The organism is Azospirillum sp. 11R-A (genome assembly GCF_049472615.1).
GTDB lineage: Bacteria > Pseudomonadota > Alphaproteobacteria > Azospirillales > Azospirillaceae > Azospirillum > Azospirillum palustre.
The window spans coordinates 19,365-44,620 of record NZ_JBCEBL010000005.1 but is presented as its reverse complement, the minus strand read 5'-3'; the positions used below and the strand labels follow the sequence as shown (position 1 = coordinate 44,620).

Annotated in this window: 24 protein-coding genes; 10 read left to right on the top strand and 14 right to left on the bottom strand. The window is 67.0% G+C overall.

The window, feature by feature from the left end; genetic code table 11:
- Positions 1-7: 7 nt before the first annotated feature.
- The 4 genes from VH569_RS09490 to ftsH all read right to left on the bottom strand — a co-directional run bounded on the left by VH569_RS09490 (position 8) and on the right by ftsH (position 5,248).
- A complete protein-coding gene (locus VH569_RS09490) occupies positions 8-769 on the bottom strand; it encodes a response regulator transcription factor (protein ID WP_423315127.1) in 762 nt (253 codons plus the stop codon).
- 164 nt (positions 770-933) lie between these two features.
- The gene (locus tag VH569_RS09485; RefSeq protein ID WP_423315126.1) at positions 934-2,547 is read right to left on the bottom strand and encodes a SpoIIE family protein phosphatase; all 1,614 of its coding nucleotides are present in this window, start codon (positions 2,545-2,547) and stop codon (positions 934-936) included.
- Positions 2,544-3,290: a substrate-binding periplasmic protein gene (locus tag VH569_RS09480; RefSeq protein WP_423315125.1), complete on the bottom strand. Its 747-nt coding sequence runs from the start codon at positions 3,288-3,290 to the stop codon at positions 2,544-2,546. Before VH569_RS09480 ends, VH569_RS09485 begins: the two co-directional genes overlap by 4 nt.
- A gap of 176 nt (positions 3,291-3,466) precedes the next feature.
- Positions 3,467-5,248 carry an ATP-dependent zinc metalloprotease FtsH gene (gene ftsH, locus VH569_RS09475; protein ID WP_423315124.1) on the bottom strand — a complete coding sequence of 594 codons (1,782 nt, stop codon included), beginning with the start codon at positions 5,246-5,248 and terminating at the stop codon, positions 3,467-3,469.
- Positions 5,249-5,487: 239 nt separating this feature from the next.
- Here ftsH and VH569_RS09470 point away from each other — a divergent pair, with 239 nt between their 5' ends.
- The 4 genes from VH569_RS09470 to VH569_RS09455 all read left to right on the top strand — a co-directional run bounded on the left by VH569_RS09470 (position 5,488) and on the right by VH569_RS09455 (position 8,769).
- Positions 5,488-6,312, top strand: a complete 825-nt coding sequence (locus tag VH569_RS09470) for an ABC transporter ATP-binding protein (RefSeq protein WP_377809534.1) — start codon at positions 5,488-5,490, stop codon at positions 6,310-6,312.
- Between the two features lie 7 nt (positions 6,313-6,319).
- A complete protein-coding gene (locus tag VH569_RS09465; protein ID WP_377809533.1) occupies positions 6,320-7,120 on the top strand; it encodes an ABC transporter permease in 801 nt (266 codons plus the stop codon).
- 34 nt (positions 7,121-7,154) lie between these two features.
- A complete protein-coding gene (locus VH569_RS09460) occupies positions 7,155-8,183 on the top strand; it encodes an ABC transporter substrate-binding protein (protein ID WP_423315123.1) in 1,029 nt (342 codons plus the stop codon).
- 151 nt (positions 8,184-8,334) lie between these two features.
- Positions 8,335-8,769, top strand: a complete 435-nt coding sequence (locus VH569_RS09455) for an ArsC/Spx/MgsR family protein (RefSeq protein WP_423315122.1) — start codon at positions 8,335-8,337, stop codon at positions 8,767-8,769.
- 6 nt (positions 8,770-8,775) lie between these two features.
- Here the strand turns inward: VH569_RS09455 and VH569_RS09450 are convergent, their stop codons facing one another.
- A complete protein-coding gene (locus VH569_RS09450) occupies positions 8,776-9,171 on the bottom strand; it encodes an acyl-CoA thioesterase (protein WP_423315121.1) in 396 nt (131 codons plus the stop codon).
- Between the two features lie 108 nt (positions 9,172-9,279).
- Between VH569_RS09450 and parE the strand changes: the two genes are divergently transcribed.
- Together parE and VH569_RS09440 are read left to right on the top strand one after the other, a co-directional pair.
- The gene (gene parE / locus VH569_RS09445; RefSeq protein ID WP_423315120.1) at positions 9,280-11,268 is read left to right on the top strand and encodes a DNA topoisomerase IV subunit B; all 1,989 of its coding nucleotides are present in this window, start codon (positions 9,280-9,282) and stop codon (positions 11,266-11,268) included.
- 134 nt (positions 11,269-11,402) lie between these two features.
- Entirely contained in the window at positions 11,403-11,957 is a 555-nt protein-coding gene (locus VH569_RS09440) for a hypothetical protein (protein WP_423315119.1), read from the top strand.
- A gap of 6 nt (positions 11,958-11,963) precedes the next feature.
- On the opposite strand, the gene VH569_RS09435 is transcribed toward VH569_RS09440, so the two are convergent.
- A complete protein-coding gene (locus VH569_RS09435) occupies positions 11,964-12,710 on the bottom strand; it encodes an alpha/beta fold hydrolase (protein ID WP_423315118.1) in 747 nt (248 codons plus the stop codon).
- 16 nt (positions 12,711-12,726) lie between these two features.
- Positions 12,727-13,272 carry a hydrolase gene (locus VH569_RS09430; RefSeq protein WP_423315117.1) on the bottom strand — a complete coding sequence of 182 codons (546 nt, stop codon included), beginning with the start codon at positions 13,270-13,272 and terminating at the stop codon, positions 12,727-12,729.
- A gap of 257 nt (positions 13,273-13,529) precedes the next feature.
- On the opposite strand from VH569_RS09430, the gene VH569_RS09425 reads away from it, so the two are divergent.
- Both VH569_RS09425 and VH569_RS09420 read left to right on the top strand, forming a co-directional pair.
- The gene (locus tag VH569_RS09425) at positions 13,530-15,113 is read left to right on the top strand and encodes a DEAD/DEAH box helicase (RefSeq protein ID WP_423315116.1); all 1,584 of its coding nucleotides are present in this window, start codon (positions 13,530-13,532) and stop codon (positions 15,111-15,113) included.
- 4 nt (positions 15,114-15,117) lie between these two features.
- Positions 15,118-15,360 carry an Lrp/AsnC ligand binding domain-containing protein gene (locus VH569_RS09420; RefSeq protein WP_085089209.1) on the top strand — a complete coding sequence of 81 codons (243 nt, stop codon included), beginning with the start codon at positions 15,118-15,120 and terminating at the stop codon, positions 15,358-15,360.
- 85 nt (positions 15,361-15,445) lie between these two features.
- Here VH569_RS09420 and VH569_RS09415 read toward each other — a convergent pair whose 3' ends face one another.
- From VH569_RS09415 to VH569_RS09405, 3 genes are all read right to left on the bottom strand, one after another.
- Positions 15,446-15,865 carry a winged helix-turn-helix domain-containing protein gene (locus VH569_RS09415; protein WP_376959114.1) on the bottom strand — a complete coding sequence of 140 codons (420 nt, stop codon included), beginning with the start codon at positions 15,863-15,865 and terminating at the stop codon, positions 15,446-15,448.
- A gap of 16 nt (positions 15,866-15,881) precedes the next feature.
- Positions 15,882-17,009, bottom strand: coding sequence for a PLP-dependent cysteine synthase family protein (locus VH569_RS09410; protein WP_423315115.1), 1,128 nt, complete (start codon positions 17,007-17,009; stop codon positions 15,882-15,884).
- Positions 17,010-17,101: 92 nt separating this feature from the next.
- Entirely contained in the window at positions 17,102-18,790 is a 1,689-nt protein-coding gene (locus VH569_RS09405; RefSeq protein WP_423315114.1) for a methyl-accepting chemotaxis protein, read from the bottom strand.
- 233 nt (positions 18,791-19,023) lie between these two features.
- Here VH569_RS09405 and VH569_RS09400 point away from each other — a divergent pair, with 233 nt between their 5' ends.
- A complete protein-coding gene (locus VH569_RS09400) occupies positions 19,024-19,755 on the top strand; it encodes a DUF6065 family protein (protein ID WP_423315113.1) in 732 nt (243 codons plus the stop codon).
- A 15-nt stretch (positions 19,756-19,770) separates the two neighbouring features.
- Here VH569_RS09400 and gmk read toward each other — a convergent pair whose 3' ends face one another.
- Entirely contained in the window at positions 19,771-20,418 is a 648-nt protein-coding gene (gene gmk / locus VH569_RS09395; RefSeq protein ID WP_391347546.1) for a guanylate kinase, read from the bottom strand.
- Positions 20,419-20,457: 39 nt separating this feature from the next.
- Positions 20,458-21,324 (bottom strand): YicC/YloC family endoribonuclease, encoded by an 867-nt coding sequence (locus tag VH569_RS09390; protein ID WP_423315112.1) that lies wholly within the window; start codon positions 21,322-21,324, stop codon positions 20,458-20,460.
- Positions 21,325-21,466: 142 nt separating this feature from the next.
- Between VH569_RS09390 and VH569_RS09385 the strand changes: the two genes are divergently transcribed.
- Positions 21,467-22,228 carry an SDR family NAD(P)-dependent oxidoreductase gene (locus VH569_RS09385; RefSeq protein ID WP_423315111.1) on the top strand — a complete coding sequence of 254 codons (762 nt, stop codon included), beginning with the start codon at positions 21,467-21,469 and terminating at the stop codon, positions 22,226-22,228.
- A 6-nt stretch (positions 22,229-22,234) separates the two neighbouring features.
- On the opposite strand, the gene VH569_RS09380 is transcribed toward VH569_RS09385, so the two are convergent.
- Positions 22,235-23,521: a hypothetical protein gene (locus VH569_RS09380; protein ID WP_423315110.1), complete on the bottom strand. Its 1,287-nt coding sequence runs from the start codon at positions 23,519-23,521 to the stop codon at positions 22,235-22,237.
- Between the two features lie 299 nt (positions 23,522-23,820).
- Positions 23,821-25,011, bottom strand: a complete 1,191-nt coding sequence (rnd, locus tag VH569_RS09375) for a ribonuclease D (protein WP_423315109.1) — start codon at positions 25,009-25,011, stop codon at positions 23,821-23,823.
- Positions 25,012-25,256: the final 245 nt, after the last annotated feature.

Below are 25,256 nucleotides of genomic sequence, written 5' to 3'. Positions count from 1 at the left end.
ACGGGGCTCAGCCCTGGCCCGCCCCAACCACCCGGATCGGAGCGGAGAACACGTAACCGACGCCATGCACCGACTTCAGCGGCGCGGGACCGCCGATGGCGCCCTCCACCTTGTGGCGCAGGCGGCCGACGACGGTGTCGATGGAGCGGTCTTCCGGGTTCCAGCGGCGATTGTACAAAGCCTGGGAGATCTGGTCGCGGGTCGCCGGCTTGCGTGCCTGGGCGGCGAGCAGGCTGGTCAGCTTCATCTCCATGCTGGTCAGGCCGATGCGGATGCCGGCCGGGTTGGTCAGGCTCCATTCCGTCGGGTCCAGCGACCAGCGCGCCTCGTCCGCCCCGTCGCCGGCGGCTTCGCCGGACGCCGCGCCGTTGGCGGACTGGGCGGCCGATTCCGCGGCGCGCTCGCTCAGCCGCCGCAGCAGCGACTTCACCTGCGCTTCCAGTTCGCGAAGCTCGACCGGCTTTACCAGATAGGCATCGGCGCCGATCTCCAGCCCGACGATGCGGTCGACCGTCGAACTGCGGGCGGTGACCATGATGATGCCGGCGCCATGATGGTCGCGCAGCCGGGCCGCAATCTTGAACCCGTCCTCGTCCGGCAGATTCACATCCAGGATGACGATGGCGGCGGTGCGGGTCTGCAGCAGCCGGTCCAATTCCGTCCCGTCGCGTGCGCCGATGGCATCGAATCCGCAGCTCGACAGATACTCCACCATGTCGGACCGCAAGGAATTCTCATCTTCGACCACGACGATCGTCGGACCGGCCATGCCGTGTTCTCCCCATCACCACTCCAGCGGGTGCAACATACCCTGGAATGCCTAAATTTTAAAACAAACTTGAGTGGTAGTCGCTGCTCCCGCTGCGCCTGCGTCACAACCCGTCACAATATATGACATGTCTGTAACAGATTCGCACAATCGGTCCAGGACTTTTACGCCGCCCGGCGGCCGGACCCTGTGCTGGAAATGGCGGCTGCGTCCGTCAGCCGCACGCGGAAACCGAACAGGGTGATGTCGTCACGCTGTTCGCGGCCGCACTGGAACCGGTCGAGCGAGCTTTCCACATCCGTCTTCAGCCGGTCGAGTGGGCCGTGGGCGCCTTGGCTCAGCAGCTCGTGCAGCCTGATCCGGCCGAAGCTGCGTCCGCGCTCCCCGCCATTCTGGTCGACCAGACCGTCGGTGCCCATCAGGAAGGTCTGGCCGGGCCGCAGGGCAATGCTGTGGTTGGTGAAGGGCGACTCGGCGTCAAGCCCGACCGGCTCGCTGCCGGTCGCGCGAAAAGCGCTGGGACGATAGCCCAGGCTGCGGCGGTCGCCTCGCAGTTCCGTCAGGCCGCCATCCAAGCCGCTATCGGCGACGACCAGCAGCGGGATGCGGGCGCCGGCAAAGACCAGTTTGCCCTCGGCCGGCCGGATGTGGCACAGCCCCAGATCGAGGCCGTTGTCGAAACAGTCGGCTCCACCGCGCGCTTCCTCCTCCTGGTGCAGGGCGGCGCGGACCTTGCGGTCGACGGCGGCAAGCACTGCGGCCGGGTCTGCTGCGCCAAGCTGGTCCAGCGCATTGTTGAGGATCGCGCTGGCGGTCATGGTCATGAAGGCGCCGGGGACGCCATGGCCGGTGCAGTCGGCCACAGCGACCACGAATCCGTCCTCGACCTCGCGGCAGACATAGAAGTCGCCGCTGACGACGTCGCGCGGGCGCCACAGAACGAAATGTTCGGTCAAGCCGGTCGACAGCGTGCCGGCAGACGGCAGGATGGCCGACTGGATCAACTGGGCGTAATTGATGCTGTCCATGATGGCGCGGTTGGTGGCAGCCAGCGCCTCCGTCCGGTCGCGAACCCGGCTTTCCAGGGTGCTGGTGTGATCCTGCACCGTCGCCGCCATCCGGTTGAAGCCATCGGCAAGCACACCGATCTCGTCGCTCCGCCCGGCATCCATGCGGGCGCCGTACTCTCCGCGGGCCATGGCGCTGGCCAGCTGCGTCAGGCGGCGCAGCGGGCGCAGCACCATCCGGTTCAGCGTCAGCCCCAGTGCCGCCATCGCCCCCAGCAGCGACAGCAGAAGCAGCCCGGCGACCGGGATCAGCGCATCCAGCGTGGCTTGCCGCACCTCGGCCGTCGAATAGGCGATGCGCAGATGCCCGACCGTCTGCACCCGCCCTTCGCGTCCGTGCAGAAGGATGGGGCGTTCGACGGTGACGATTCCGTCGGCATCCTCGGTTTTTCCGGCGATTTTCCCCACCGCGGTCCGCGCCAGCGGTTGCTCCCGGTCCGTCTCGAAGACGGCGATGGAGCGGATCGCCGGATCGCGGGCGGTCAGCGCCTCGATCATGCGCTGGGCGCTGCGGTTGTCCATTTCCCAGACGAAGCCGCTGAGCGCGTCGGCCTGGGTGGCGGCGACCAGCTCGGCCCGCCGCAGCAGGTCCTGATGGCGCTGTCCCTCGACGATCCGCTCCGACAGCAGCATCGCGATGGTGCCGATGCTTGCCGTCGTCAGCAGGATGGCCCCTGCCACCCGCGCAAGCAGGGAGGATCGCCGGTTCAAGACAATATCCCGCTGCGCCGCCACAGCGCTTCCAGGCGCCCGTCCGCCTCCAGACGGTCGAGCAGCCCATTGAGCCAGCCGGTGGTGAGCGCCGCGCCGCGCCGGATCAGGATGGTGTGCTCGTAAATCTGATCGGTGCGGTCGGAGACCAGGACCTGTTGGGCAAGCTCCGGCTCGCGCTGAAGGAAGCGGGTCAGGAAGGATCGGGTGACGATGGCCAGGTCGGCCCGCCCGGCGACGACGCTGCGGACGTTGCCCTCGTGCGTCACTGTGACGCGGGTGCGATAGCGTTGCTCCAGCCGCTTGGGGTCGGCATCGAAACCGGCGAAGGCATAGTGATAGCCGAGCCGTCCGAGAATCGTCTTCCCGCTCAGGTCGTCGAAATAACGCTGGTCGATTCCCGGTGCCGCCCTGGCGATGAACACCTCCGCATCGCGCAGAAAGGGGCGGGTGGCATCGACCGGGCGGTCCTGCCATCCCCAATTGCGGCATTCGAAGGCGATCATGTCGAACCGCCCCTGTTCCAGATCCTCGTAACGGCGCTGCGGGGCGGTCCTGACCGTCTCGAACCGGAAGTCGCCTTGCGCGCCGTTCAGCAACTCCAGCAGGTCGCGCGTGATGCCGCCGCCGGTTTCGTCGACATAGGGCGGGAACTCATAGGCGCCGACCTGGATGACCGTGGCCGACGCGTGTGCCGGGGCTGGCCGGAGCCCGAGGAGCGGAAGGGTGCAGAGAAGGGGCAAGGCGGTTCCAAGAACCGTCCGGCGGGATATCGGTCCCGACATTGCGCCCCTCTCGTTCTACCTTGAACAGAATAGAATCAGTCTACCCCGGTATGCACCCACGCCGCAATGCAGGACGTTTCCTTATCAAGTCCGGTAAGACAGTCTCTCCGGTGCGGTAACGTCCTCTCAAAGTCTCAAGCCGCCTCCGTGGCCCTTTCCGTCTGGGCATCGGCCAGCGCGGCGATCTCGCCGCCGGTCAGGGTCTCGCGCTCCAGCAGGGCCTGGGCGATGCCGTCCAGGGCGGTGCGGTCGGTGCGCAGCAGCCGGCGGGCATGTTCCATGCCTTCGTCGGTGATGCGCCGGACCTCCTCGTCGATGCGCCAGGCCGTCCGTTCGGACCGGGCTCCCGGCTCCGCCGCCGCATGGGCGACGAAGCCGATCTCCTCGCTCATCCCCCAGGCGGTGACCATGCGCCGCGCCAGATCGGTGGCGGCGCGGAAGTCGGCCTCGGCCCCGGTGGTGACCTGATCGGCGCCGAAGGCGATCTCCTCCGCGGCGCGGCCGGCCATGGCGACGGCGATGTCGGCCATCAGCTTGGCGCGGGAGACCGAGACGCGGTCGCCTTCCGGCAGCCGCACCACCATGCCCAGGGCGCCGCCGCGCGGAATGATGGTGGCCTTGTGGATCGGGTCGGCCTGCGGGCAGCGCAGCGATACCAGCGCGTGGCCGGCCTCATGCACCGCGATCAGCCGCCGCTCGTGCGCCGTCAGGGCGAGGCTGCGGCGCTCGGTGCCCATCAGCACGCGGTCCTTGGCGGCCTCGTAATCGGCCATGGTGACGATGACGCGACCCTGGCGCGCCGCCGACAGCGCCGCCTCGTTGGTCAGGTTGGCGAGTTCAGCGCCGGAGAAGCCCGGCGTGCCGCGTGCCACCGTGCGGGCGCAGACGTCGGGGGCCAGCGTCAGGCGCCCGGCATGGACGCCGAGGATGGCCTCGCGCCCGGCGACGTCGGGCAGGCTGACATGGATATGGCGGTCGAATCGGCCGGGGCGCAGCACGGCGGGGTCCAGCATTTCCGAGCGGTTGGTGGCGGCGATCACCACCACCTCGCCGCCTTCCACGATGCCGTCCATCTCGACCAGCAGCTGGTTCAGCGTCTGCTCGCGTTCCGAATGGCTGGTCGATTCGCCGCGCTTGCCGGCCAGAGCGTCGATCTCGTCGATGAACAGGATGCAGGGGGCGTTGGCGCGGGCGGTCTTGAACAGGCTGCGCACGCGCGCTGCACCCAGACCGACGAACATCTCGACGAAATCCGATCCCGACGCGGCGAAGAAGGGGACGCCGGCCTCGCCCGCCGCCGCCTTGGCCAGCATGGTCTTGCCGGTACCGGGCGGGCCGACCAGCAGGATGCCCTTCGGCACGCGGGCGCCGGCCATGGCGAAGCGGCGCGGGTCCTTCAGGAACTGCACCGTTTCGCGCAGCTCCTCCTTGGCCTCGTCCACGCCGGCCACATCGGCGAAGACGGTCTTGGTGTCCTCCGGCCGCACGCGGGTGGCGCGGCCCATGCCGAAGAACTGCCCGCCGCTCATCAGCAGCCCGCCGATCAGCAGGGCCACCACCACGAAGGGCGCGGCGCGGTCCAGCACGCCAACCGTCTGCGCCATCAATCCGCCGGGACCCTCGTCGAAGGCGATGGCGACCTTGTGGGCGCGCATCTCCTTCAGCAGGTCGTCGGTCACCGGCATGACGACGCGATAGCGGCTGCCGTCCGTACCGACCGCATGGCCGGTGCCGTTGGCAAAGGTGATCGAGCCGAGTTCGCCGCGCCCGGCCTGTTCGATCAGTGCGCTGTAGGTGGCCGGCCGTTCATCCGCCCGCTGGTGGTGATCGTACCAGGCGGCAAAGCCGAGCCACACGGCAAGCAGGGCGGCCAGGACAGCAAGTGCGATCAACGGGCGTTTCGGCAGCGTGGGCATGTCGGCTCCGCAAAGGGAAAAGGACTGGCTTTCGATCTATGCCATTGATGCTGGAGGGTGGGGCATGACGGCAACCGATAAGGCCCCGCGTCCCTTCTTTGACACCGTAAGCGGTGCGTTTCCGGAATGGCTCCTTTCGGATTCTACGGAGATCTCAAGCGGTTGCCGATAGGCTTCTCTTCGGACAGTATGGTCCTCCAACCAAAGTGCACCGCCCGAACGATAAGGACCACACCGACATGGCCGAGGCCGCCGCCGCGGCGCCCGCCCTCCAGCTGGAAGGCGTGACCTGCACATTTCCCTCACCCGACGGCCGGGGGCGTTCCTACACCGCCGTCCAGGGTGCCAGCTTCACCGTTGCCGACGGGGAGTTCGTGTCGATCGTCGGCCCGACCGGCAGCGGCAAGTCGACGATGCTCAACGTCGCCGCCGGCCTGCTGAAGCCCAGCGAGGGCAGGGCGCTCTCCTTCGGGCAGCCGGTGACCGGCATCAATCCGAAGGCCGGCTACATGTTCCAGGCCGAGGCGCTGATGCCCTGGAAGTCGGCGCTCGACAATGTCGCCGCCGGGCTGGAGTTCCGCGGCGTGTCGAAGGCGGAGGCGCGGGACCGCGCGCTGCCCTGGCTGTCGCGCGTCGGGCTGGAGGGGTTCGGCGACCGCTTCCCGCACCAGCTCTCCGGCGGCATGCGCAAGCGGGTGGCCCTGGCCCAGACGCTGATCGTTGATCCGAAGATCATCCTGATGGACGAGCCCTTTTCGGCGCTCGACGTCCAGACCCGCCAGATGATGGAGAACGAGCTGCTCGACCTGTGGGCGGCCGACCGCAAGTCGGTGGTCTTCATCACCCACGATCTGGAGGAGGCCATCGCCATGTCCGACCGGGTGCTGGTGCTGTCGGCCGGGCCGGGGGCGCGGCTGATCGGCGAATACCGCATCGGCCTCGACCGTCCGCGCGACGTGGCGGAAATCCGCATGACCCCGCAGTTCCTCGCCTTGCACCAGGAGATCTGGGCGCAGTTGCGCGACGAGGTGCTGAAGGGCTACGCCCAGACCAAGCTGCGGTGACGACATCATGAGATCCCACGCCAAACGCCTGCCCAGCCGTCCGGTCATCCTGCTGCTCCAGCTGGGCGTCCTGATCGCCTTCTTCCTGATCTGGCACGTCCTGACCGACACCAAGATCCTCAGCCCCTTCTTCTTCGGCACGCCGGGGGCGGTTCTGGCCCGCACCTGGGCCGACTTCGCCTCGGGGGTCATCTGGTACCATCTCGGCATCACGCTGCTGGAGACCGCGCTGGCCTTCATCATCGGCACGGTGGCCGGCATCGCCTTCGGCTTCTGGTTCGCCCGCGCGCCGTTGGTCTCCATCGTCTTCGACCCCTACATCAAGGCGGTCAACGCGCTGCCCCGCGTGGTGCTGGCGCCGATCTTCGCGCTGTGGCTCGGGCTCGGCATCTGGTCGAAGGTGGCGCTGGGGGTGACGCTGGTCTTCTTCATCGTCTTCTTCAACGTCTACCAGGGCGTGAAGGAGGTCAGCCCGGTGGTTCTGGCCAACGCCCGCATGCTGGGCGCCAGTTCCCGCGACCTGTTCCGGCACGTCTATCTGCCCTCGGCCCTGTCCTGGGTCTTCTCCTCGCTGCACACCGCCGTCGGCTTCGCCATGGTCGGCGCGGTGGTGGGCGAGTATCTGGGATCCGCCGCCGGGCTCGGCTACCGCATCCATCAGGCGGAAGGCGTGTTCGACACGGTCGGCGTCTTCTCCGGCATGCTGGTGCTGACGATCTTCGTCGTCCTGATCGATGCCGCCGTCACCATGATCGAGAAGCGGCTTCTGCACTGGCGCCCGCAGGACACCGGCGGCGGGCAGCACTGAAATCCAATAGGAAAATCCAAAAGGGAGGCAACCAATGACGCTCAAATCGCTGATCGCGGCCGCCGCGGTCGCCCTGACCCTGGGAACCTCCGGCTTGGCCGCAGCCCAGGGCAAGCTTGAGAAGACCGACATCAAGATCGCCGTCGGCGGCAAGCCGCTGCTCTATTACCTCCCGCTGACGCTGGCCGAGCGGCTGGGCTACTTCAAGGACGCCGGGCTGAACGTCGAGGTCAGCGACTTCGGCGGCGGCGCCAAGAGCCTTCAGGCGCTGGTCGGCGGCTCCGCCGATGTCGTGACCGGCGCCTACGACCACACCATCCAGATGCAGGCCAAGGGCCAGCCCATCGTCGCGGTGACCCAGCTCGGCCGCTATCCCGGCATCGTCCTGGCATCGGTCAACAAGTCCGGCACCGTCAAGTCGGTGCAGGACCTGAAGGGCAAGAAGGTCGGCGTCACCGCCCCCGGCTCATCGACCAACTTCATGCTGAACCATGTGCTGACCTCGCTCGGCTTGAAGCCGGAGGATGCCTCGGTCATCGGCGTCGGCGGCGGCCCCAGCGCCATCGCGGCGATCAAGCGCGGCGAGATCGACGCCATCGTCAATCTGGACCCGGTGATCAGCCAGGCCCAGGCCGACGGCGACATCACCATCCTGGCCGACACCCGGACCGAGAAGGGCACGATGGACGTCTATGGCGGCCCCTATCCCGCCGCCGTGCTCTACATGAAGCCGGACTTCATCAAGGAGAACCCGAAGACCACCCAGGCGCTGGCCGACGTCTTCGTCCGCACCATGCTGTGGTTGAACAAGGCCAGCACCGACGACGTGCTGAAGGTGCTGCCGGAGGAGTATTTCCTGGGCAACAAGTCGCTCTACGCCCAGGCCTTCGAGCATTCCAAGCCGACCTACTCGCCGGACGGCCGCTTCACCCAGGAGGGTGCCGATGCCGCGCTGAAGGTGCTGAAGGCCTTCGACCCGGCGGTGGCGTCCGCCAGCATCGACCTGTCCAAGACCTACACCAACCAGTATGTCGAGGACGCGCTGAAGCGCCTCCAGAAGTAAGTTCTGCGGTACGTTTCTGAATACCCATAGAAAAAATGTGGGCGCGGCATTCTGTCGCGCCCTTTTTCATGCAGCACCGCCGTTAGACTGGACGAAATCGGTCCTGATTGCCCCCTGGATCAGGACCGCCCATCCAGCAGCGGAGTGTCCCATGGCCGAAGTGATTTTCTACGGACTGGCCGGTTGCCCGGCGAACGCCAGGCAGAAGCAGCAACTGGCCGCCGCCGGCCACCGGCTGGTAGACCGCGACCTCGCCACCGCCGAGCTGACCGCTGCCGAGTTGCGCGCCTTCTTCGGCGACAAAGAGGTCGATGCCTGGTTCAACCGCCGTGCCGCCGCAGTGAAGTCCGGTACCGTGATGCCCGACGCCCTTGACGAGTCTGCCGCGCTGGCGGCGATGCTGACCGACCGCGACCTGATCCGCCGCCCGCTGATCCAGGTCGGCGACCGCCGCGAGGCCGGCTTCGACCCGACGACGCTCCACGCCTGGATCGGCCTGACCTCCGGCGAAAGCTGCGACGACAAGCACGCCCGCGGCCAGTGCGACCACGGCCACCAGCATTTCGTCAAGGCGCCGGCTGCCTGAGGCGCCTTACTCCGGAGGCACTTCGCGCGGCTTGCGGTCCTCGCCGATGGCGACATAGGTGAAGACGCCCTCCGTCACCTTGATCGGGTCGGAGCCGGACCGTTCGCGGCGCACCCAGGTCTCGATGCGGACGCGCAGCGAGGTGCGGCCGACCTTCTCGATCCGGGCGAAGCAGCTGACCTCGTCGCCGACGAAGACCGGCTTGTGGAAGGTCATCGCCTCGATCCCGACGGTGGCGACGCGGCCATGGCTGCGCCGCACCGCCACTGTCCCGCCGGCCAGATCCATCTGTGCCAGCAGCCAGCCGCCGAAGATGTCGCCGTTCGGATTGGTGTCCGCCGGCATCGCAATGGCCCGCAGGGCAGGGCCGTTGTCGAAGTCGTATACGTCCGCTGCGCTCATGCTTCCTCCGGCGTCATAAAAATTTTGCCCACAAAACCATGTGGCGACGCAGTATAAGCGGCCCAGGATGCGCTTGCGCACCCCTGACGAAATTCCTATCATCCCGTCATGAGCGATCTTTTCGAGAACACGGCCCCCAAGGCCGACAGCTATTCCGCCCAGGACATCGAGGTTCTGGAGGGGCTGGAGCCTGTCCGGCGCCGGCCGGGCATGTATATCGGCGGCACCGACGACCGCGCGCTGCACCATCTGGTGGCCGAGGTGTTGGACAACGCCATGGACGAGGCGGTGGCCGGACATGCCAGCCGCATCGACCTGGAGCTGACTGCCGACTACACGGTGATGGTGCGCGACAACGGTCGCGGCATCCCCATCGACGACCACCCAAAATATCCGGGCAAGTCGGCGCTGGAGGTCATCATGACCACGCTGCACTCCGGCGGCAAATTCTCCAACAAGGTCTACCAGACCTCGGGCGGCCTGCACGGCGTCGGCCTGTCGGTGGTGAACGCCCTGTCGGACCGGCTGACCGTCGAGATCGCCCGCGAAAAGCAGCTCTACGTGCAGGAGTACAGCCGCGGCCTGCCGCAGGGGCCGCTGGCCCATCGCGGCAACGTCAACCGGCGCGGCACCACCATCCGCTTCCACGCCGACCCGGAAATTTTCGGCGAGACCGCTCATTTCGAACCGCACCGGCTGTACCGGCTGGCCCGCTCCAAGGCCTATCTCTACCGCGGCGTGGAAATCCGCTGGAGCTGCGATCCGGCCCTGCTGTCGGTTGACGCCACCACGCCCGCGTCGGAAACCCTGCATTTCCCCGGCGGGCTTCAGGATTACCTGAACGCCGCGCTGAAGGACCGCAAGACCCTGACTCGCTTGCCCTTCGCCGGCGCGCTCGATTTCCCCAACGGCCAGGGCCGGGTGGAATGGGCGGTGGCGTGGCCCGACGATGACGAGGGCTTTTCGCACACCTACTGCAACACCGTGCCGACCCCGCAGGGCGGCACGCACGAGGCCGGCCTGCGCACCGCGCTGACCCGCGGCCTGAAGGCCTATGGCGAGCTGACCAACAACAAGCGCGCCGGTCAGGTCACGTCCGACGACGTGATGGGCGACGCCTGCGTCCTGCTGTCCGTCTTCATCCGCGAACCGCATTTCCAAGGCCAGACCAAGGAGAGGCTGGTGACGGCGGAGGCCCAGCGCCTCGTCGAAACCGCGGTGAAGGACCATTTCGACCATTGGCTGTCCGGCGATCCGCAGAGCGCCAACGGTCTGCTGGAACGGCTGATCGAAAAGGCCGAGGAACGGGCGCGCCGCAAGCAGTCCAAGGAAATGACGCGCAAGTCGGCCACCCGCCGCCTGCGCCTGCCCGGCAAGCTGGCCGACTGTTCGCGCAACTCACCCGAGGGCACCGAGCTGTTCCTGGTGGAGGGTGACTCGGCCGGCGGCTCCGCCAAGCAGGCCCGCCAGCGCGAGACCCAGGCGATCCTGCCGCTCCGCGGCAAGATCCTGAACGTCGCCAGCGCGTCGGTCGACAAGATGAAGGCCAACCAGGAGCTGAACGACCTGACCCAAGCGCTCGGCTGCGGCATCGGCAAGGATTTCTCGACCGACAAACTGCGCTACGAGCGGGTCATCATCATGACCGACGCCGATGTCGACGGCGCCCACATTGCCTCGCTGCTGATGACCTTCTTCTACCGTGAGATGCCGGGGCTGATCCAGGAGGGCCACCTCTACCTCGCCCTGCCGCCGCTCTACCGTCTCAGCCACGGCAACAAGCAGGTCTACGCCCGCGACGACGCCCACAAGGACGAGCTGCTGTCGAAGATGTTCAAGGGCAAGAAGCCCGACATCAGCCGCTTCAAGGGTTTGGGCGAGATGATGCCGGCCCAGCTGCGCGACACGACGATGGACCCGTCCAAGCGGTCGCTTCTGCGCGTGGTCGTGCCCAACGCCGCCGATCCGGAGGAAAAGCCGGAATGCGAGCGCACGCGGTCGCTGGTGGAGGATCTGATGGGCAAGCGTCCGGAGCTGCGCTTCAAGTTCATCCAGGACAATGCGAAGTTCGTGAAGGCCGACGACATCGACGTTTAGGCGCTGGAGCTTCTCTCCTGTTTCGACTGTTGAAGGGGAAGCGGGTTGGATCGGCAGGGCATCGGTCGGTCCACTCGCTTCCGGCCACGACGTTCCCCATATGGGGGCCAGCGACCCCAACGGACGATTAGACCATGCGCATGCTTCCGTCGCTTGCCGCCCTCCTGCTGGGCGCTTCCGGTCTCGCCGCCTGCACCAACGAGCGGGTGGTGGCGAGCGAGCCGACATCCGCCTACACGCGCAGCGAGGTCGCCTATGCCGCGAGCGACCGCGACCTTCGGGTGGTCCTGCACGGCAACCCCTTCGGCCTGACGCCCGACCGCTTTGCCGAGAAGGTTCTGCCCCACATGCAGGACCGGGTGTTCGGCGTGAGGACCAACCTCACCACCACGCCCAACGACACGGCGCGGCGCGATTACAAGGTGGTGCTGGCCTTCAACGTATCGGAAAACACGCTGAACTCGGCCCTTTGCACCGAAGGGCCGATCCCGACCGCTCCGCCGGGCGGACCGATCATCGTTCAGGGCGCGTTCTGCCGGTCGGGTGGCGCGCTGACCTCCGCCACCGGATGGCTCGACCGGCCGCAGGGACCGGACGATCCGGATTTCCGCAGCCTGATCAGCGACATGACCTTCTCGCTGTTCCCGAGCCAGCGGTCGGATCTGCTCTGCGGCAGACCGGACTGCTGAAAAAGTTCAGTCCCGCAGCAGCCAGTCACGCATCAGGGCGGTGACCGCCTGCGGTTGTTCCATCGCCGACAGGTGGCCGCACTCCTCGATCACCACCAGCCGCGCGCCGGGAATGGCTTCCGCCATCTCCTCATGCAGGGCCGGCGGAGTCAGGATGTCCTGCCGGCCGCAGACGACCAGCGTCGGGCAGCGGATGGCGGCAAGACCCGGCCGGCTGTCCACCCGGTTGATGATCGCCTCCTGTTCCCGCGCATAGCCGTCGACGCCCACCCGTTCCATCTGCGCCAGGACGGAGCGGACGAAGCCATCGTCGGCCAGCCGCTCTGGATGGATCAGGCGGGGCAGGGCGGCGCGGATGACCTGCCCATAGCGGCCCTGGCGGGCGAGCGCCACCGCCTCCCGCCGGGTCGCGCTTGCCTCCGCCGTGTCGGGGCGGGCGTTGGTGTCGAGCAGGGCGAGCCGCTCCACCCGCTCGGGTGCCCGGCGCAGAATCTCCAGCGCCACATAGCCGCCCATCGACAGGCCGGCGACGGCGAAGCGTTCCGGCGCCTGGGCCAGCACCTTGCCGGCCATCGCCGCGATGCTGTCGCAGTCGGCCAGCTCGACCACCTGCGGATCCGCCACCTCGCCGAGATGCCGGACCTGATGGTCCCACAATGCGGCGTCCAGCGGCATGCCGGGCAACAGGATCAGCGCGGGGCGGCGTCCGGAGTTCGCGGACGTGGAGTTCGGATGTGTGGAGCTCGGGGACATGGGATTTCTCCTGCGCTCACTTCACCAGCGCGCTGACGAGCTTGAAGACGGGGGTGCCGGCGCGCTCCATCCACTCGAACAGCACCATTTCGGTGGTGACGATGGTCACGCCGGCGGCGCGCATCCGCTCCAGCGCCATGGCACGGTTGTCGGGCGTGCGCGACGACACGGCGTCGGCCACCAGATAGACCGCATGACCCTGCTGGTGCAGCCCGAGCGCCGTCTGCATCACGCACACATGGGCTTCCGTCCCGCACAGCACGATCTGCGGGCGCTTCAGCTCCGCCAGCGCGGCGTTGAAGGCCGGCTCGCCGGTGCAGCCGAAGGTGATCTTCTCGATCACCGGGGTTCCGGCCGGCAGGTCGGCGCGCACCGCCTCCACCGTCGGTCCCAGGCCGCGCGGATATTGTTCGGTCAGCAGCACCGGCACCGACAGGGCGGCAGCGCCCTTCAACAGCATTCCGGCATTGCGGACGACGCGGGCGGAGTCGTGGATGGCCGGCAGCAGCCGTTCCTGCACATCCACCACCACCAGCACCGAGTCCTGGGCACGAAGAATCATCAAATGCTCTCGACCGTTCCATTTGAAGCGGGCCCCCCCGTTTCAGGGGGCCGGCAAGCGCCGCGACTCGCGGTGTTGCCGGACGACAGCCTAGCGCAGGGGACCCATTTCGCCAACGCGGCGTATTTTCGCGTCAATTTTCGGTCTGCGAACATCGGATCTATTGACATGTAGCTTTGACTTCCTATTCTTCGGCCTCATCCAGGCATCGGGCGTCGAACGCTCGATTTCCGCACTCCAGAACAGAAACAGGTTGGATGCTTTTTTCGGAACTTGGGCTTGGCCCTGACGTCCTGCGCGCCATCGAGGACAAGGGTTACACCCAACCGACGCCCATTCAGGAACAGGCAATTCCCTGTGTCCTGCAACGCCGCGACGTGCTGGGCTGCGCGCAGACGGGCACCGGCAAAACGGCGAGCTTCACCTTGCCCATGATCGACATCCTGGCGTCGGGCCGTGCCCGCGCGCGGATGCCGCGGTCGCTGATCCTGGAGCCGACGCGCGAGCTGGCCGCCCAGGTGTCGGAGAGCTTCGAGACCTACGGCAAGTACCACAAGCTCAGCATGGCGCTGCTGATCGGCGGCGAGACCTTCACCGAACAGGTGAAGAAGCTCGACCGTGGCGTGGATGTGCTGATCGCGACTCCGGGTCGTCTCATCGACCTGTTCGAGCGCGGCAACATCATGCTGAACGACATCAAGGTCTTCGTCATCGACGAGGCCGACCGCATGCTCGACATGGGCTTCATCCCGGACATCGAGCGCATCGTCAGCAAGCTGCCGAAGAACCGCCAGACCCTGTTCTTCTCGGCGACCATGCCGCCGGAAATCCGCCGTCTGGCCGATGCCTTCCTGACCCAGCCGCTTGAGATATCCGTCGCTCCGCCCGCCTCGCCGGCGGAAACGGTGACCCAGGCCCTGAGCCTCGTGCATGAGATGGACAAGCGCAAGGCGCTGCGCCATCTGCTGCAGACCGAGGACGTCAAGAACGCCTTCATCTTCTGCAACCGCAAGCGCGACATCGCCGTGCTGCAGAAGTCGCTGGAACGCCACGGCTTCAATGTCGGCGCGCTGCATGGCGACATGGTGCAGTCCAAGCGGACCGAGACGCTGGAACGCTTCAAGCAGGGTGAGATCACGCTGCTGGTCTGCTCCGACGTCGCCGCCCGCGGCATCGACGTCCAGGGCCTCAGCCACGTCTTCAATTTCGACGTGCCGCTGACCCCCGACGACTATGTCCACCGGATCGGCCGCACCGGCCGCGCCGGCAAGCAGGGCCGTGCCTTCATGCTGGCGACGCCCGACGACACGAAACTGGTCGGCGCGATCACGCGCCTCATCAAGCGGGAGATCCCCATGATCGCCATCGACGGCCTGGAGACGGCCGAGTTCGGCGAGGAAGACAGCAGCTCCCGCGGGCGTGGCCGCGGCCGTGGCGGCCGTGGCGCCAAGCCTGACTCCCGTTCGGAAGCCCGTCCGCCCCGTGGTGCCCGTGAAGAGCGCGCCCCGCGCGAGGAAGCCGCTCCTCCCCGCGAAGAGCGCGCCGCCCGCGAGGAACGTCCGGTGCGTGAGGAGCGTCCTGTCCGTGAGGAGCGCCCGATGCGTGAAGAGCGTCCTGTCCGTGAGGAGCGTCAGCCCCGCGAATCGCTGGCTGCCGCCGAATCCCGCCGCAACAGCGATCCCCGCCGTGATCGTGACCGTGATCGCCGCCGCCGCCGTGATGACGACGATGACGACGTGCAGGTGATCGGTTTCGGCGACCATATGCCGGCCTTCATGCTGCGCTCGGCCCGTCCGCGTCCGTCCAGCGAAACCTCGACCGATCCGTCGCAGGAGGGCTGAGCCCGTGCAGACCATCTTCGTCATGGTCAAGTGCGATCTCGGTCGCGCCTATGAGGTCGCCGATCAGGCTGTGCAGTTGATCGAACAGGTGTCGGAGGTGCATTCCATCTCCGGCCAGTACGATCTGCTGATGAAGTGCTACCTGAAGCAGGACGACGACATCGGCCGCTTCGTGACGGAGCATGTGCAGACCCTGCCCGGCGTGCGGGACACCTTCACGCTGATTGCGTACAAGGCGTTCGCATAGACGCTGTTCGCACAGCCGGTTCCGGCGTGCAGACATGAAAAGGCCGGGCGAATTGCCCGGCCTTTTTCGTTGTCGTGAGGCCCGGTTACTTCTCCGGTCCGCATCCGGGCCCGACGGCGGGATCGTTCGCGAAGCTCCCGTCATCGACCTGACTGCCCGCGCCGTAATCGGGATTGGTCCCTGCCGCCAGCGCCGCCAGCCGGTGGGCGGTCGCCACATGCGCTTCGCGTTCGACCGCACGGTAATGGTCGATCACCTGCTCGCCGAAGGCGGTCAGCACCGTGCCGCCGCCATGCTTGCCGCCGACGGCGGCGCTCACCACCGGTTCGCTGAAGATGCGGTTCAGGTCGTCCACCAGCAGCCACGCCCGCCGGTAGGACATGCCCAGCGCCCGTCCGGCGGCGGAGATGGAGCCGGTGCCGCGAATCTGCTCCAGCAGCGCGATCTTGCCCGGCCCGATCGAGCCGCCGCTTTCGAAGTCGATGCGGATTCTCATGCGGGTCATGGTGACAGGCTCCCCCTCAGCGCTCGGCCGAGTCCAGACCGTCGCCGCTCCAGGCGCCGGTGCGGAAGAAGGCGTCGATCCGCTCGCACCAGGGATCGATGTCCAGCCCGGCGGACTCCAGCCAGTCGCGGTTGAAGTAGGTCCCCATATAGCGGTCGCCCGGATCGCAGATCAGCGTGGCGACGCTGCCCTGCCGGCCCTCGCGCATCATCCCGGCGATCAGCTCGATGGCGCCCACCAGATTGGTGCCGGTGGAACCGCCGCAGGCGCGGCCCAGCCGGTCGCGCAGCACCCAGACGGCGGCGATGCTGGCGGCGTCGGGCACGCGGATCATCCGGTCGATCACCGTCGGCTGGAAGGACGGTTCCACCGTCGGGCGCCCGATGCCCTCGATGCCCGAACCGCGGCCGACGCTGGCCTTCGGATCGTTGTCGCGGAAGCCGGCGAAGAAGGCGGAATGTTCGGGATCGGCGACGCAAACCCGCGTCGGCAGCCGGCGATAGCGCACATAGCGTCCGAAGGTGGCCGAGGTGCCGCCGGTGCCGGCGCCGCAGACGATCCAGTCCGGCACCGGATGCGGCTCCTGCGCCAGCTGTTCGAAGATCGACTGGGCGATGTTGTTGTTGCCGCGCCAGTCGGTGGCGCGCTCGGCATAGGTGAACTGGTCCATGAAATGGCCGTCGCAGTCGCGGGCCAGCCGCTGCGCCTCGGCGCAGACCTCGGACGCACGCTCCACCATATGGCAACGGCCGCCATAGAACTCGATCTGCGCGATCTTGGCCGGCGAGGTGTTGCGCGGCACCACGGCGACGAAGGGCAGCTCCAGCAGCTGGGCGAAATAGGCTTCCGACACCGCGGTGGAGCCGGACGAGGCTTCGATCACCGTCGTGCCCGCGCGCACCCAGCCATTGCAGATCGCGTAGAGGAACAGCGACCGCGCCAGCCGGTGCTTCAGGCTGCCGGTGGGATGGGTCGACTCGTCCTTCAGGTACAGCGTGATCCCCTGCGCCGCCGGGATCGGCATCCGCAGCAGGTGGGTGTCGGCGGAGCGGTTCACGTCCGCCTCGATCCGGCGCAGAGCCTCGTCGAGCCAGCCCCGGCGGGCGACGGTGGGAGCGGCTGCGGCGGGGGAGGGGATGGTCATGGCGTCATATCCGGCGATTGGCTGCCCCATCCATAGCGCGGAATTTTACCGAATGCATCCGGTAGAACATCCCTCCCCGCCATGGTGGACGGTCAGCCCTGCCGGATGCGGGCGACGAAGGCCGACACCTCGCCCAGCATGCGGTCGGCGCGTTCGCCCACCGTGCGGGCGGCAGCGGCCACCTCGGCGGAGGCCTGGCCGGTGGCCGTCGCGTGGCTGCACACCAGGTTCAGGCTGTCGGACACCGAGCTGACGCCCTGCGCCGCCTCGTTGACGTTCTGGCTGATGTCGCGGGTCGCCGCGCCCTGCTCCTCGATGGCGGCGGAGATGCTGGAGGCGACGTTGTTCACCGTCTCGATGGCGCCGCCGACGCCGCGCATCGCCTCGACGACGGACGAGGTGGCGTCGGTCATGGCGGCGATCTGCGCCTGCACGTCGTCGGTCGCCTTGGCGGTCTGGTTGGCGAGATTCTTCACCTCGCTGGCGACCACGGCGAAGCCCTTGCCGGCCTCGCCGGCACGGGCCGCCTCGATGGTCGCATTCAGCGCCAGCAGGTTGGTCTGCTCGGCGATGGAGCGGATCAGGTCCACCACCTCCACCGTGCGGCGGGCGACGCCGTCCAGTTGCTCGATCAGGGCGTAGGTGCGGCGCACATCCTCGACGGCGCGGGCGGAACCGGTTGTCGACTCGGCGATCTGCTGGGCGATCTCGCGGATGGAGGCGGCCAGTTCCTCGGTGGCGCCCGCCACCGCCTGGACATTGCCGGAGGTGGTCCCGGCGGCGCGGGCGGCGCCATCCATCAGCCGTGTGGTCTGCTCCGCCCCGCAGCTCATCTCGCCCGAGGTGTGGGTCAGCTGTCCGGCCGACTCGGCGACGGAATGGACCAGCGCACCGACCGTGCTCTCGAACTCGTCGGCCAGCCGCCTCATGGTGGCGCGGCGGCCTTCCTCGGCTTCCCGTTCCAGCGCGGCATGGCGGCGGCGCAAATCCTCGGCTTCGATGGCGCTGAGCCGCAGGGTCTCGACCGAGCGGGCCAGGGCCCCAACCTCGTCGGCACGGTCAGCGCCGGCGACCTGGGCGGCCAGATCGCCCTTGGCGATGCGGTCGGTGGCGTGGGCGATGCCGTCCAGCCCCTTGCCGATGCGCGACACCAGACGGAAACCGAACAGCCCGAGCAGCAGGGCCGCCGCCAGCGTCACCACCAGCGTCTTGATCAGCGTGGCACGGAAGGCGGCATCGACATCGTCGATGTAGACGCCAGTGCCGATCATCCAGCCCCACGGCTCATAGATCGCGGCATAGGCCAGCTTCGGCATCGGCTCGGTCCCGCCGGCCTTGGGGAAATTGTAGATCAGGGTTCCGTCGCCGCTGCGGGCCGAATCGATCAGGCCGCGGATCACCAGCACGCCGTTGCTGTCCTTGAAGTCGGCGAGCTTGCGGGTGCCCTCCAGGTCGGGACGCACGCCGTGGAACACGTTGGTGCCGTCGAATTCGTACCCGAACATGTATTCGTTGCCGAAGAAGCGCAGGGCCCGTAGCGCACCCTTGGCAAGGGTCTGCGCCTCCTCCCGGCTGAACTCGCCCTTGGCGGCGCGGGCGTCATAGGACTTCATGATCGACAGCGAGGTCTGGACCACCGCCTGGATGGAGTTGCGGTAGCCCTCCACCATGGTTTCGCGCTTCGATGTCGCGGACCAGATGCCGCCCACCAGAATGGCGACGAGGAACAGCCCCTGAAGGATCAGGAGCTTTGCCTTGATGCTGTGAAGTTTGCCGATCATCGCCCTGTTCCACCCCATGCGCGCGACGCCGCATCCGCCGCCCGACGGCGCGTGACGATACGGTTCGCTAATCAAACGAACTCTAATACAACAAGTCAGTCATACTGGAGTATTGTTCGTCGACGCAATGCCTGACGTCGAGCCAGGAGTAATCCGGATGGTCGCGAAACCGGTTGTGACCATTGGAGCACTAGGGTTACACCGGATAAAGAAGTCTGTCAGGATGCGACGCCATGACGCTGATCGCCTATCCCCTCTCGGGCGCGATGCCCGACATCCGCCCGGCCCGCCCGACCCGCGACTGGATCGACGCCCTGCCAGAGCAGTACGGCTACCGCTGCCTGCCGCTGAACATCGCCAGCATGCACGGGTGGGAGGTCTGCTGCCCGGTGCGGGTCACCGCCGTGTGGGATGGCGGAACGGGGCTGGATGCCATCGCCGTCACGGCCGACGAGCCGCATCCCCTGCTGCCGGCCAGCCATTTCGGCAGCGGCGTCCTGACCTTCCATGTCGCGGCCCTGTTCCGCACGCCGCCGGGCGTCAACCTGATGGTCACCGGCCCGTTGAACCATCCGAAACACGGGATCCTGGGCCTGTCGGGAATCATCGAGACCGACTGGTCGCCTTACCCCTTCACCATGAACTGGAAGTTCACCGCTGCCGGCGTGCCGGTGACCTGGGAAAAGGGCGAACCCTTCGCCCATCTCATGCCGATCCAGCGCGGTCTTGTGGAAAGCCTGACGCCGGAGGTTCGCGACCTGGACAGCGACCCGGAGACCGCGGCGCAGTACCGCGCCTGGGCGACCTCGCGCAGCCAGTTCAACAACGAATTGCGGACTCCGGGCAGCACCGCGGCACAGGAACGCTGGCAGAAGGGCTATTACCGCGGCAAGCAGCCGGACGGCAGCGAAGGCCCGCCCGACCATGAAATCAAGGTACGGGCGAAGCCGTTTCCGAACAAGTAGTTATCGCTCAAACAGTTAGAGCGTATCCTGAATGCTGCGCACGAACTCCGGCAGGCCGATCTGCCGGCGGCGGCGCAGCCGTTCGGCATGCAGGATGGACTCGACCGCGGCGATGCTCTCGGTCACGTCGCTGTTGACGATGACGTAGTCGTATTCCGGCCAGTGGCTGATCTCGTTGGACGCCTTCGCCATCCGGTTGGCGATGACCTCTTCGGAATCCTGGCCGCGGCCGCGCAGGCGGCGCTCCAGCTCGCTGACCGACGGCGGCAGGACGAAGACGCTGACCAGATCGTCGCGGGCGTTCTGCGCCAGCTGCTGCGCGCCCTGCCAGTCGATGGCGAACAGCACGTCGCGGCCGGCGCCCAGCGCGTCCTCCACCGCCACCCGCGGCGTGCCATAGCAGTTGCCGAAGACGCGGGCATGTTCCAGCAGGTCGCCGGTCTCCGCCATGCGGTCGAAGCGCTGCTGATCGATGAAGTAGTAATCCAGCCCTTCGACCTCGCCCGGACGCATCGCGCGGGTGGTCACCGACACCGACATGGTGATGCCGGCATCGCGGTCCAGCAACCCGCGGGCGATGGTGGTCTTGCCGGCCCCCGACGGGGAGGACAGCACCAGCATCAGGCCGCGGCGGTGGATCGGGGAGGTGTTGGTCGCAGCCATGGCGGTCACTCGCAGTTGCCTGTCATTCGAAGAAGGTCGTCATTCGATGTTCTGGACCTGCTCGCGAAGCTGCTCGATGGAGGCTTTCAGCGACAGGCCGATGCGGGTCAGTTCGACATCCGCCGATTTGGAGCAGAGCGTGTTGGCCTCGCGGTTGAACTCCTGGCACAGGAAGTCGAACCGGCGGCCGATGGCGCCGCCCTCCGCCATCATGTCGCGCGCGGCCTGGATGTGGGCGCGCAGGCGGTCCAGCTCCTCGCGCACGTCGGCCTTGCCGATCAGGATCGCCGCCTCCTGGGCCAGCCGCTCCTCCGACAGGGCGGGGAAGGAACCGAGGATCGCCGCGACCTGGGTCCGCAGCTTCTCGCGCAGCGCTTCCGGCTGGGTCGAGGCGCAGGCCGACGCCGCATCCACCAGCCGGGCGATCTCGTCGAGATGGCCGTTCAGCACCTCGGCGATGCGCGCTCCCTCGGCGAGGCGGTTGACCGCCAGCTGGTCGATCAGTTTGGACAGGTCGCCCTTCAACGCCGACTCGACACGCTCGCGCGCCTCGGTTTCATCCTCTTCGACCGGTTCGATGATGCCGCGGACGGCCAGCAGCGAATCCAGCCTCGGCGCGGCGGCCCCGGCCCCCTCGATCTCCCGCGCGATCTCCAGGACCTGGGCCAGAAGCTCGCGGTTGATGCGCAGCTGCGACACCGCCTGGGCGCGGTTGACGGTCAGCGTCAGGTTGACGTTGCCACGGGCCAGCCGCTTCGGCACGTCGGCCCGGGCCGACGCCTCGACGCTGTCGAAGCCGGACGGCAGGCGGCAGCGCAGATCCAGGCTGCGGCCATTGACGCTCTTGGCCTCGAAGGTCCAGGAATAGCCGTCGCCGTGCCCGTCGACGCGTGCGAAACCGGTCATGCTGGCAATGACGGGGCGATGGGCTGACAACGGCGGCCTCACTTGAAAAGCGGTGTCGAATGATGTCGTGCTTATAAACGCGACGTCACCCCACAACAAGCTTCGGCGCCATCGGGCGGCCGACGGGCAGGGCGCACATCCCATGAAACAGCCGTGTTCCATCGTCATCACCGGAGCCTCCAGCGGCATCGGCGAAGCCCTCGCTGTCCTGTACGCCGCCCCCGGATTGGGACTTGCCCTGACCGGCCGCGACTCTGCAAGGCTGGAAGGCGTGGCGCAGCGCTGCCGCGCCGCCGGTGCCCTGGTCGAGACGAAGGCGATCGATGTGGCCGACCGCAAGGCGATGGCGGACTGGTTGGCCCGGGTCGATGCGACCTTGCCGGTCGACCTGCTGATCGCCAATGCCGGCATTTCGGCGGGCACCGGCGATGGCGGCGAGACGGAGGAGCAGGCGCGGCGCATCCTGGCGGTGAACATCGACGGCGTTCTGAACAGCATCCACCCGCTGCTTCCGGCGATGCGGGAGCGGCGGAGCGGACAGATCGCCATCATGGCCTCGCTGGCCGGCTTCCGCGGCCTTCCCAGCGCGCCCGCCTATTGCGCCAGCAAGGCGATGGTCCGGGTCTATGGCGAGGCGCTGCGCGGCGATCTGGCCGGGGAGGGGATCGGTGTCTCGGTCATCTGTCCGGGCTTCGTCAAAAGCCGGATGACGGCGGTGAACCGCTTCCCGATGCCGTTTCTGATGGAGACCGATGCCGCGGCCCGGGTCATCCGCCGCGGGCTGGAGCGCAATCGGGCGCGGATCGCCTTCCCCTGGCCGATGATGGCCGCGGTCTGGCTGCTCGCTCTTCTTCCCCCGGCCTGGACCGACGGTCTGCTTCGGCAGGCCCCGCGCAAGACTTGAACGCGCTCAGTCCACCTTCGCGTGGGCGATGGCCTCGCGAACGCTGACGCCCTTGCGCATGATGTTGTCGACTGCGCGGCCCTGGACCAGATTGATCCCCATCTTGTGGGCATAGACCAGGCTGGTGACGCTGTCGCAGCGGGCCAGGATGAATTTGCAGCGGTCCTGTTCGGCGATGCGGTCGCGGAAATACTTCTCGAACGACGGGTCCATCTCCAGCATGTCGTTCGACCAGAAGATCTTGGCGTAGTCGGCGTTCAGATATTCCAGGTCGAAATTCGTCACCCAGAACGGGTTCAGCCCGTCGACCGCGATCTGGTAGCGGCGGTCCTGGGCGAACTCCACCACCTCGTTGAACAGCGACAGGTTTTCGATCAGGTCGCCCTTCGACACCTCAAGCACCACCTGCCCGCGGAAGTCGATCGGCAGCCGCTCGTCGAACTTCACGAATCCGGTCGAAATGACGGTGGACAGGTTGATGTTGATGCCGATCCGACGGCCCCGCATGAAGCTGAGCCCATGGTTCAGGGCCCGCAGCACCGACTGGTCGAGATTGGCGGTGAAGTAGTTGAACAGCCACTTGTTGGCGGTGATGTCGTAATCCGGGCAGAGCCGCTCCTGAAGAAGCTTGATCGAGATGTAGAGTTCGAAATATTCCATCTCGGCTTCGCCGCTGCCGATGTTGGCGATGCCCTGGTTGAACAGGAAGGGCGACAGGTCGAACATCTGCATGGAGCGTTCGAGCTTGCCGAGTTCTTCCAGCGTGATCGGCGGCTTGGTCTCGGTGACGTGGTTGCCGGTCTCGCTCGCCTGCAATTCCTCGATGAAACGGATGACGTTGATGAAGTTCAACGCCAGTTCCATGATCGAGTAGAGCGAATATTCCTTATAGGGGTTGGGGCCCGTCAGCGTCGTCTTCGACAGGAAGACCTGTTCGACCGTCTGGCAGACGTCGGTCACGCCGGTCAGCTTCAGCCCCTTGTAGAGGATGATGACGTCGCCGTTGGAAATGTTGAAGGACTGCAGATAGGACGCCTTGGTCCCCAGTTCCTGGATGATGGACCGCACCATCATCTGGCTGGAGGGATCGCGGTCCTTCAAAAGCGACAGGTGCATGTGGATGAGACGCATGCCCTGCAGTTCGTTCTTCGCCGACCGCAGCAGATTCAGCAGCTTGTCGTTGTCGAAGTCCGGCTTCTGATCCTTGGCGGCGGCGACGGCGGCCTGCTTCTCCGTGGTGGAAAGCCGGACACGGTCCCGTCCAATGGGTGGTCTGCCGCCAAACTTGCTCATACCTTGCTCACTCCCACAACAAGCGTCACGCCTGCCAACCACCCGGATCTTCGGCCGCTCGTTGTTCGGCAGCCTTTTGTTTTCCATCCGGGCCAGTCTGCCCGGGTGGCGTTGTCGGCAGGCCGCCAGGCCGGGCATGCCTCGGTCGGCATACCCCGGTCCGCTCGATGCTGCGAAGCCGAACCGATCTTAACGGTAACTTTCTTTAAAAAGCCCTTAAGGCTGAAGTCCGGGCGCAGGAGGTACCCGGACCGCAGCAAAAGGCGCCACAGTCATCGAAGCGACGCCATCCGAAAAGGTCAAGTTTCCGGTTCCGGCGGAGCCGACGACGGGCGTGGTTCGCCAGCAGGAACGATGCGGACGCGGCGATCTATGACCGCAAGTCCGATCTTTCCGTGCTTCAGGGCAAGCGCATCATTGCCGAACAGTTCGCGCCGCCATCCCTGCATCGCCGCAATGTCTGCGCCATCGTCGGCCGCCAGAGCCTCGAGATCGGCGGAGGACGCGACCAGCTTCGCCGCGACATTGTTCTCGTCACACTTCATCTTCAGCAGGACGCGCAGAAGCTCGACGATCGGTTGCAGGCCGGGCGGCGGCTCCTCGCGCGGCTCGACGCGGGGCAGGGCGCTGTCCGGCAGGTCCAGCCCGCCCTTCACCGCGGCCAGCACGTCGGCGCCCTGGCGCCCCTCGGCGAAGCCGCGGCCCAGCCCGCGGGTGCGGGCGAGATCATCGACGGTGGTCGGGGCATGGGCGGCGATTTCCAGCAGGGCCTCGTCGCGCAGGATGCGGGACCGCGGCTGGTCGCGGCGCTGGGCCTCGCGCTCGCGCCATGCCGCCAGCTCCTTCAGGATCGCCATGAAGCGCGGCTTGTTGGTGCGCACCTTCAGCCGCAGGTAGGAGCTTTCCGGATCGACCTGATAAGTCGCCGGATCGGTGAGGATCGCCATTTCCTCCTCCAGCCAGTGCGAACGGCCGGAACGGGCGAGGCGGCGCTTCAGCTTCTCGTAGGCGGGGCGCAGGTGGATGACGTCGGACAGGGCGTAGGTCAGCTGCCGCTCGGTCAGCGGGCGGTGCGACCAGTCGGTGAAGCGGCTGGACTTGTCGATGCGTGCGCCGGCCAGCTTGGTCACCAGCGTTTCATAGCCCACGCTTTCGCCGAAGCCGCAGACCATCGCCGCGACCTGGGTGTCGAACAGCGGATGCGGGATCTGGCCGGACAGATGCCAGAAGATCTCCACATCCTGTCGGGCGGCGTGGAACACCTTCAGCACCGACGGGTCGCTCATCAGCGCGAACAGCGGCGCCAAGTCGATGCCCTCGGCCAGCGGGTCGATGGCGACCGCGCCGTTGGGCCCGCCGACCTGGACGAGACACAGTTGCGGCCAATAGGTCTTTTCCCGCAGGAACTCGGTATCGACCGTGATGTATTCGGTCCCTGCCAGCGACTGACAGAAGGCCTGGAGGGCGTCGGTTGTCGTGATGAGCGTCATGGTTGCTTCATACACGACCGAACGGGTGCTTGAAAGTCCGCCGAAGCGCGAAGGCGACGCGTTTCTCGAGGCGGCCGTCCGCGCGGATGGGGGGAGGGGCTCGTCCCGGCCCGATTTTACCGCTCCGCTTATCCCGCAGCCGCCGCAGTGTTAAACTCGGTTTCGACGGCCGGCACAGCGGCGAATGGAACAGTGAACAGGGGCGCGCAGAGTGTTTCATAGCGTTCCAAATGTCGCATTCCGGC

What these genes read in the sequence shown, in the direction of transcription:
- VH569_RS09425 (WP_423315116.1), top strand. Translation starts at nt 13,530, where the DNA reads ATGCTTTTTTCGGAACTTGGGCTTGGCCCTGACGTCCTGCGCGCCATC.
- VH569_RS09390 (WP_423315112.1), bottom strand. Translation starts at nt 21,324, where the DNA reads ATGACCGGTTTCGCACGCGTCGACGGGCACGGCGACGGCTATTCCTGG.
- VH569_RS09460 (WP_423315123.1), top strand. Translation starts at nt 7,155, where the DNA reads ATGACGCTCAAATCGCTGATCGCGGCCGCCGCGGTCGCCCTGACCCTG.
- VH569_RS09380 (WP_423315110.1), bottom strand. Translation starts at nt 23,521, where the DNA reads ATGAGCAAGTTTGGCGGCAGACCACCCATTGGACGGGACCGTGTCCGG.
- ftsH (WP_423315124.1), bottom strand. Translation starts at nt 5,248, where the DNA reads ATGCCCACGCTGCCGAAACGCCCGTTGATCGCACTTGCTGTCCTGGCC.
- VH569_RS09430 (WP_423315117.1), bottom strand. Translation starts at nt 13,272, where the DNA reads ATGATTCTTCGTGCCCAGGACTCGGTGCTGGTGGTGGTGGATGTGCAG.
- VH569_RS09385 (WP_423315111.1), top strand. Translation starts at nt 21,467, where the DNA reads ATGAAACAGCCGTGTTCCATCGTCATCACCGGAGCCTCCAGCGGCATC.
- VH569_RS09455 (WP_423315122.1), top strand. Translation starts at nt 8,335, where the DNA reads ATGGCCGAAGTGATTTTCTACGGACTGGCCGGTTGCCCGGCGAACGCC.
- VH569_RS09440 (WP_423315119.1), top strand. Translation starts at nt 11,403, where the DNA reads ATGCGCATGCTTCCGTCGCTTGCCGCCCTCCTGCTGGGCGCTTCCGGT.
- VH569_RS09465 (WP_377809533.1), top strand. Translation starts at nt 6,320, where the DNA reads ATGAGATCCCACGCCAAACGCCTGCCCAGCCGTCCGGTCATCCTGCTG.
- gmk (WP_391347546.1), bottom strand. Translation starts at nt 20,418, where the DNA reads ATGGCTGCGACCAACACCTCCCCGATCCACCGCCGCGGCCTGATGCTG.
- rnd (WP_423315109.1), bottom strand. Translation starts at nt 25,011, where the DNA reads ATGACGCTCATCACGACAACCGACGCCCTCCAGGCCTTCTGTCAGTCG.
- VH569_RS09470 (WP_377809534.1), top strand. Translation starts at nt 5,488, where the DNA reads ATGGCCGAGGCCGCCGCCGCGGCGCCCGCCCTCCAGCTGGAAGGCGTG.
- VH569_RS09415 (WP_376959114.1), bottom strand. Translation starts at nt 15,865, where the DNA reads ATGACCCGCATGAGAATCCGCATCGACTTCGAAAGCGGCGGCTCGATC.
- VH569_RS09400 (WP_423315113.1), top strand. Translation starts at nt 19,024, where the DNA reads ATGACGCTGATCGCCTATCCCCTCTCGGGCGCGATGCCCGACATCCGC.
- VH569_RS09450 (WP_423315121.1), bottom strand. Translation starts at nt 9,171, where the DNA reads ATGAGCGCAGCGGACGTATACGACTTCGACAACGGCCCTGCCCTGCGG.
- VH569_RS09435 (WP_423315118.1), bottom strand. Translation starts at nt 12,710, where the DNA reads ATGTCCCCGAGCTCCACACATCCGAACTCCACGTCCGCGAACTCCGGA.
- VH569_RS09490 (WP_423315127.1), bottom strand. Translation starts at nt 769, where the DNA reads ATGGCCGGTCCGACGATCGTCGTGGTCGAAGATGAGAATTCCTTGCGG.
- parE (WP_423315120.1), top strand. Translation starts at nt 9,280, where the DNA reads ATGAGCGATCTTTTCGAGAACACGGCCCCCAAGGCCGACAGCTATTCC.
- VH569_RS09410 (WP_423315115.1), bottom strand. Translation starts at nt 17,009, where the DNA reads ATGACCATCCCCTCCCCCGCCGCAGCCGCTCCCACCGTCGCCCGCCGG.
- VH569_RS09405 (WP_423315114.1), bottom strand. Translation starts at nt 18,790, where the DNA reads ATGATCGGCAAACTTCACAGCATCAAGGCAAAGCTCCTGATCCTTCAG.